Source organism: Pseudomonas sp. 2VD, assembly GCF_005503585.1.
Classification (GTDB): domain Bacteria; phylum Pseudomonadota; class Gammaproteobacteria; order Pseudomonadales; family Pseudomonadaceae; genus Pseudomonas; species Pseudomonas aeruginosa.
Genome location: NZ_SCND01000033.1, coordinates 21,985 through 28,330 on the forward strand (window position 1 = coordinate 21,985; position 6,346 = coordinate 28,330).

The window sequence follows — 6,346 nt, forward strand, 5'->3', positions numbered from 1 at the left end:
TCAGTTCGGAAGATTCTTCCGCTCTGATAGACGTTTCCCGAGCCATCCCGGTCGGGTGACCAATGGCGCCAGCCGGCGCCCGTGCAACTCAACAAACCACAATCGCCATCGCGAAGAGGTGTTAACCGTCCTACGCAGGTGCGTCGTTCGCATCTGACGGGCATGCCCCAACCCTGCGGCAGAGCCGCAAGCAACCGAGAGAGTTCCCCACGGTGAAAAGCAAACTCAAGCTCCACGGGTTCAACAACCTGACGAAGACCTTGAGCTTCAACATCTACGACATCTGCTACGCCGAGACGCCCGAAGACCTCCAGGCCTACGTGCAGTACATCGACGAAGAGTATGACGCGGAGCGTCTGACGCAGATTCTTACCGATGTTGTCGACATCATCGGCGCCAATATCCTGAACATCGCGCGTCAGGACTACGACCCCCAGGGCGCCAGCGTGACCATCCTGATCTCCGAGCAGCCGGTCACTCCGACCGACAGCCAGATCGAAGAGTCCCCGGGCCCGCTGCCGGACACCATCCTGGCGCACCTGGACAAGAGCCACATCACCGTGCATACCTACCCGGAAATCCATCCGGTGGACGGCATCGCGACCTTCCGCGTGGACATCGATGTGTCCACCTGCGGAGTGATCTCCCCGCTGAAGGCCCTGAACTACCTGATCCACCAGTTCGACTCGGACATCGTCACGGTCGACTATCGGGTCCGCGGCTTCACCCGCGACATCGAGGGGCGCAAGCATTTCATCGACCACGAGATCAACTCGATCCAGAACTATCTCTCCGACGACACGCGCGAGGCCTACCAGATGACCGACGTGAACGTGTACCAGGAGAACCTGTTCCACACCAAGATGCTGCTCAAGGACTTCGAACTGGAGAACTACCTGTTCGGCGACGCTACCCGGACGCTCTCGACGGAACAGCGCGAGCAGGTCACGGAACGGCTCAAGCACGAAATGCTGGAGATCTTCTACGCGCGCAACATGCCGCGCTGATCGCACACGAGAAAGAAAAAGCCCGCTTCGAGCGGGCTTTTTCATGCGTGCGATTCAGATGCGGTAGGTGCTCTTGGTCATCACCTTCGCCAGCAGGCTCATGCCCAGCTTCACCGGTGCCGGGAAGCGCAGGCCGCCGGCGGCCAGGGCGTTGCTCGAATGCTGTTCCTCGTCGATACGCATCTGCTCGAGGATGGCACGGGATTTCCGATCCTCCTGGGGAATCTGCGCCAGGTGTTCGTCCAGATGCTTGCACACCTGGTCTTCGGTGGCGGCGACGAAGCCCAGGCTGACCCGGTCGCTGACTAGCCCGGCGGCGGCACCGACGCCGAAGGACAGGCCGTAGAAGATCGGATTGAGCACGCTGGGACGGCTGCCCAACTGGCGGATGCGTTGCTCGCACCAGGCCAGGTGGTCGATCTCCTCCTCGGCGGCTTCCTCCATCGCCTCGCGGACCTCGGGCAGCTTGGCGGTCAGCGACTGGCCCTGGTACAGCGCCTGGGCGCAGACCTCGCCGGTGTGGTTGATGCGCATCAGGCCGGCGATATGGCGGGTGTCTTCCTCGCTCAGTTCGCCATCGGGTTCCACGATGGCCGGCGACGGTCGCGCCGGCTGGCCGCTGAACGGCAGCAGGGTGCGCAGGGCGGAGTCGGCCTGCAGCAGGAAACGGTCGATGGGCGAATAGTGGCGGTCGGCGGACATGGCGCACCTCCGGAAACGAAAGATCGCACCAGTTTACCGGAAGTGCGCTGATAGCAGGATGTTGCGGACGGGCTGCGATGTCGCAGCGCCAGCAGGGACTCAGCCCGGCGGCCAGTGCATCTGGCGTTGACCCAGCACGTGCATGTGGATGTGGTGCACGGTCTGCCCGCCAAGGTCGTTGCAGTTCATCACCACACGGAAGCCTTCCTCGCAGCCCTGCTCCCGGGCCAGGCGCTGGGCGGTGAAGAGGATATGGCCTGCCAGCGGCCGGTCTGCCTCGGTCAGGTGCTCGAGGGTGGGAATGTGCCTTTTCGGGATGACCAGGAAGTGCACCGGCGCCTGCGGGCCGATATCGTGAAACGCGACAACTTCCTCGTCTTCGTAGAACTTGCGCGCGGGAACTTCCCCCGCCACGATCTTGCAGAACAGACAGTCCATGGGCGATTCCTCCGGCCTCGGGTGCTTTCCCGAGTGTAGCGGTGCCCGTCGCGACCGCCCAAGCGTGAAGGAGCCGCAGTGAAGAACGACATACACGACCTCGGCCTGGTCCTGGATTCCCGGGTCAAGCTGATCCTGATCGAGTCCTGGGACGAGCCGAAGGTGATGGAAACCCTCACCGGCCTGGCGGTCAGGCGCGGCCTTGGCCTGTATGCCTGGTCGGTGACCGAGGGCGTGCAGCGCCTGGGCTTCGGCGGCGAGCCGCTGGGCGGGGAGGAGAGCCGCGACCCGGTCGCGGCGTTGCGCTTGATCAAGCACGATCAGCAGGCGAATCTCTACGTGCTCTGCGACCTGCATCCTTTCCTTGGCGACAGCCCGACCCTGGTGCGCCTGCTCAAGGAAATCGCCATGGCCGAAGGCAATCATCGACCGACCGTGGTGCTGGTGTCCCATGCGCTGAAGCTGCCGGCCGAAGTGCAGCGCTTTGCCGCGCGGTTCTCGCTGTCCCTGCCCAGCGAGGACGAACTGCTCGGCATCGTCCGCGAGGAAGCGACGCGCTGGAGCGAGCGCAACCGTGGTGCCCGCGTGCGCACCGACAACCGCACCCTGCAGCAGGTGGTGAAGAACCTGCGTGGGCTCAGCCATGCCGAGGCGCGGCTGCTGGCGCGCAACGTGATCTGCAACGATGGGGCGATCACCCAGGAGGACCTGCCCGAGCTGAACCGCACCAAGTTCCAGCTACTCGACTTGGAGGGCGTGCTGAGCTTCGAGTACGACACCGCGCGCTTCGCCGAGGTCGGCGGGCTTGCCGCGCTCAAGCGCTGGCTCGGCGAGCGTCAGTCGGCGTTCCTCGCCGGCAAGCCTGGCGACCAGCCGAAGGGCATGATGCTGGTCGGCGTGCAGGGCGCCGGCAAGAGCCTGGCGGCCAAGGCGGTGGCCGGCCTCTGGGGCTTGCCGTTGCTGCGTGTGGATTTCGCCTGTCTCTACAACAAGTACTTCGGCGAAACCGAGCGCAACCTGCGCGAGGCGCTGCGCCTGGCCGAACAGATGGCGCCCTGCGTGCTGTGGATGGATGAAGTGGAGAAGGGCATTTCTGGCGGCGACCAGGACAACGGCGTCAGTCAGCGCGTGCTGGGTACCCTGCTGACCTGGATGGCCGAGCGCGAGGCGCCGGTCTTCATGGTCGCCACCGCGAACGCTATCGACCGCCTGCCGCCCGAACTGATCCGCAAGGGACGCTTCGACGAATTGTTCTTCGTCGACCTGCCGACGCCGGAGGTTCGCGCCGAGATCTTCCGCATCCACCTGCAACGCCGCGAGCTGGAGCCGGCACAGTTCGACCTCCTTCTGCTGGCGGCTGCCAGCGAGGGTTTCAGCGGGGCGGAGATCGAGCAGGCGGTGGTGGCGGCACTGTACGCCGGGCAGGCGCGACAGCAGGCGGTGGATCAGGAGCTGTTGCTCAGGGAGCTGTCGCGAACCTCGCCGCTGTCGGTGCTGATGGCGGAAAAGCTCGCCGCGCTGCGGACCTGGGCCAAGGGGCGGGCGGTGGCGGCAGACTGAGCCGACGGCTAACCTCGTTGCCCTGCGAGGAGAGGCCGATCAACCCCGTGGGACGGAGGGTACCGCCGAGGCGTTGATCCGCGCGGCGAGTCGGCGCACCAGCCAGCGTGGCGCCAGGCGTGGGCTCAGCGCCAGCAGGCGATTGCGCCAACCGGGGACGATCAGGGCGCGGTTCTTGTCCAGCCCGCGCAGGGCCAGCAGCGCGACTTCCTCCGGGGTCATCATCAGCTTGCTCCGGTCGAGCCTGCCGAGCCGCATCCCGGCTTCCCGGAAGAATGCCGTACGGGTTGGCCCAGGGCACAGCACCGAGACCTTGACGCCGCGCCCTTTCAGTTCTTCCCGCAAGCCTTCCGAGAAGTGCAGGACGTAGGCCTTGCTGGCGTAGTAGTTGCTCATCCAGGCGCCGGGCTGGAAGGCGGCCACCGAGGCGATATTGAGTATCTGGCCACCGCCCTGCGCCGCCATGCGGGCGCCGAGGGAGTGGCAAAGGCGGGCCAGGGCCAGGATGTTGAGTTCGATCAGCTCCTGTTCCCGCGCCCATTCCTGGTCGATGAAGGGGCCGGAGGTACCGATCCCGGCATTGTTAACCAGCAGGTCGATCTGTCGTTCGCCCTGTTCCAGTTCGTGCAACAACCCTGACAGTTGCAGCGGCTCGGAAAGATCGCAGGTGCGGAACAGCACTTCCACGCCGAAACGCTGCGCCAGCTCATAGGCGATGCTCTCCAGCGCGTCGCGCTGGCGCGCCACCAGGATCAGGGCGCGACCGCGCCGGGCCAGGGCTTCGGCTAGGGCCAGGCCGATACCGCTGGAAGCGCCGGTGATCAGGGCATAACGGGGCATTCGAGACTTCTCCGAAACGGACGGGGAATTGGACCCCGCCCGTCGCGAGGGGTTGCGTGGCTACTGTTGGTCGTCGTCTTCCATGGCCTCTGCCGCCGCCGTGGCGGCTTCATCGGCTTCGGCCGCCGCTGCGGCGGCCTGCTCGTCCGTGGTGTACGGGTCGGCTGGAGCGCTGGCGCCGCCGTCATAGTTCGCGCGCTCCAGGTAACCCTGGTAGGACGGCAGGGCGATGGCGGCGATGATACCGACTATCGGCAGCAGGATGATCAGACTGGCCAGGACTTTCACCCCGGTGCTGTTCGCCGGCGGCGGCGGACCGTAGCGGTTGGCGCCGGTGCTGCCGGGCAGGACCAGCATCAGGATGCCGAACACGCTGCCGACGAAGGGGACGAAGTTGAGCAGCCAGAGCCAGCCCGACCAGCCGAGGTCATGCAGGCGCTGCACGCCGATCATCACGGCAATGACGATGAAGGCGATCGAGGCCAGGGCGGTGACGGCCACGCCGACGGTTTCGCCGAGCAGGAAGCCCAGGCCCATGATGACGAGGAAGCACAGCGTCATCGCCATCGACCAGCCGAGATAGCGCAGGCGTCCGATCCGGCCGTTGGTGGTGAACACGTTCAGCTCGCCGAACTCGGGGAGGGCTTCGCCGACCTGGGCGCTGGGTGGTGTGTAGGGAGACGCGCCCGCGCCCGCGGCCGCGGAGGCCGCAGGCGCGGCGTTTTCGCCGAGCTGCGCCTGGCGCGCCAGGTACTTCTCGATGATGATGCCGCAAGCCGAACATTCCGCTCCGCTGGGCTGTTCATGGCCGCATTTCGGGCAAGTCATGGGAGGCAGGTCTTGCGCTGGGGTTTCCTCCGCGACCTGGGGGTTGTGATCGGGCGTTTCCACCAGGCTCAGGCTGGCCGCCAGGTCGACTTCCTTGTAGGCATTGGCGCCGGCCTGGCGCAGGGCGGTCAGGTAACGCTCCGCCTCGGCCTCTGGAAGTTCGCGTTTCAGCACCACCGGGCGTCCGCCGAAGAGGGCGTCGATCTTGCCCGGTTCGCTCTTGAACAGGCGGGCGAGATTGTCCTTCACGGTTTCGAGCGATGCGTCGGGCATCAGCTCGCCGGAGAAGACGATCTTGAAGCGTTGGTCGGTCATGCAGGCATCCTTGTCAGCTGGGGTGAGAGAAATGCAGCCGACAGCCTAATCGGCGGCCTTGGCGCCCACAAGCGCGAGATGAGAACTCCCGCACAAGCCGGGGCGCCGTGACCCGGCGGTTTCAGCGCGGCCAGCGGTTGGCCAGGCTATCCATGTTCCGCAGGGCGTCTCGATATTCCCGGTCGAGGCGGGCGACCAACTCGTCGACGCCGGGCAAGTCGTCTATGTTGCCCGCGCCCTGGCCGGCGGACCACACGGTCTTCCAGGCCTTGGCCTCGTCGTTCACCGGCTTGAGTTTCTCGCCGTAGTTCATGTCTGCCTTGTCGGTCAGGCGCTTCAGATCGTAGCCGGCGGCCTCCAGGCTTTGCCGCATGAAGCTGGCCGGTACGCCGGACACCGCCGGGGTGTGCACGATGTCGGCGGCGCGTGCCTCCAGGATCATCTGCTTGTAGGCGTCGGAGGCATTGCTCTCGCGGGTGGCGATGAAGCGGGTGCCGAGATAGGCCAGGTCGGCGCCGAGCATCTGTGCGGCGAGAATCTCGTGGCCGTGGTTGATGCAGCCGGCCAGCAGCAGAGTCTTGTCGAAGAACTGGCGGATTTCCGCGACCAGCGCGAAAGGGCTCCAGGTCCCGGCGTGGCCGCCCGCGCCGGCCGCC

The 6,346-nt window shown here is 65.8% G+C and carries 7 protein-coding genes; 2 read left to right on the plus strand and 5 right to left on the minus strand.

Annotation, left to right across the window (positions count from 1 at the left end):
• Positions 1-212: 212 nt before the first annotated feature.
• Entirely contained in the window at positions 213-1,007 is a 795-nt protein-coding gene (gene speD / locus FFS27_RS06155) for an adenosylmethionine decarboxylase (protein WP_003085223.1), read from the plus strand.
• Between the two features lie 54 nt (positions 1,008-1,061).
• Here the strand turns inward: speD and coq7 are convergent, their stop codons facing one another.
• Positions 1,062-1,709 (minus strand): 2-polyprenyl-3-methyl-6-methoxy-1,4-benzoquinone monooxygenase, encoded by a 648-nt coding sequence (coq7, locus tag FFS27_RS06160; RefSeq protein ID WP_003085224.1) that lies wholly within the window; start codon positions 1,707-1,709, stop codon positions 1,062-1,064.
• 99 nt (positions 1,710-1,808) lie between these two features.
• Entirely contained in the window at positions 1,809-2,147 is a 339-nt protein-coding gene (locus FFS27_RS06165; RefSeq protein ID WP_003085225.1) for a histidine triad nucleotide-binding protein, read from the minus strand.
• Between the two features lie 78 nt (positions 2,148-2,225).
• Here FFS27_RS06165 and FFS27_RS06170 point away from each other — a divergent pair, with 78 nt between their 5' ends.
• The gene (locus FFS27_RS06170; RefSeq protein ID WP_137951952.1) at positions 2,226-3,707 is read left to right on the plus strand and encodes an AAA family ATPase; all 1,482 of its coding nucleotides are present in this window, start codon (positions 2,226-2,228) and stop codon (positions 3,705-3,707) included.
• 39 nt (positions 3,708-3,746) lie between these two features.
• Here the strand turns inward: FFS27_RS06170 and FFS27_RS06175 are convergent, their stop codons facing one another.
• From FFS27_RS06175 to FFS27_RS06185, 3 genes are all read right to left on the minus strand, one after another.
• On the minus strand, positions 3,747-4,547 hold the full coding sequence (locus FFS27_RS06175; RefSeq protein WP_003085237.1) for an SDR family NAD(P)-dependent oxidoreductase: 801 nt from the start codon (positions 4,545-4,547) through the stop codon (positions 3,747-3,749).
• 60 nt (positions 4,548-4,607) lie between these two features.
• On the minus strand, positions 4,608-5,690 hold the full coding sequence (locus FFS27_RS06180) for a DUF805 domain-containing protein (RefSeq protein ID WP_003085240.1): 1,083 nt from the start codon (positions 5,688-5,690) through the stop codon (positions 4,608-4,610).
• A 121-nt stretch (positions 5,691-5,811) separates the two neighbouring features.
• On the minus strand, positions 5,812-6,346 hold a 535-nt coding region (locus FFS27_RS06185), incomplete at its 5' end, for an NAD(P)H-dependent flavin oxidoreductase (protein ID WP_171019185.1).

Coding starts and splice junctions, on each gene's coding strand:
- FFS27_RS06180 (WP_003085240.1), bottom strand. CDS start 5,690: ATGACCGACCAACGCTTCAAGATCGTCTTCTCCGGCGAGCTGATGCCC.
- coq7 (WP_003085224.1), bottom strand. CDS start 1,709: ATGTCCGCCGACCGCCACTATTCGCCCATCGACCGTTTCCTGCTGCAG.
- FFS27_RS06165 (WP_003085225.1), bottom strand. CDS start 2,147: ATGGACTGTCTGTTCTGCAAGATCGTGGCGGGGGAAGTTCCCGCGCGC.
- FFS27_RS06175 (WP_003085237.1), bottom strand. CDS start 4,547: ATGCCCCGTTATGCCCTGATCACCGGCGCTTCCAGCGGTATCGGCCTG.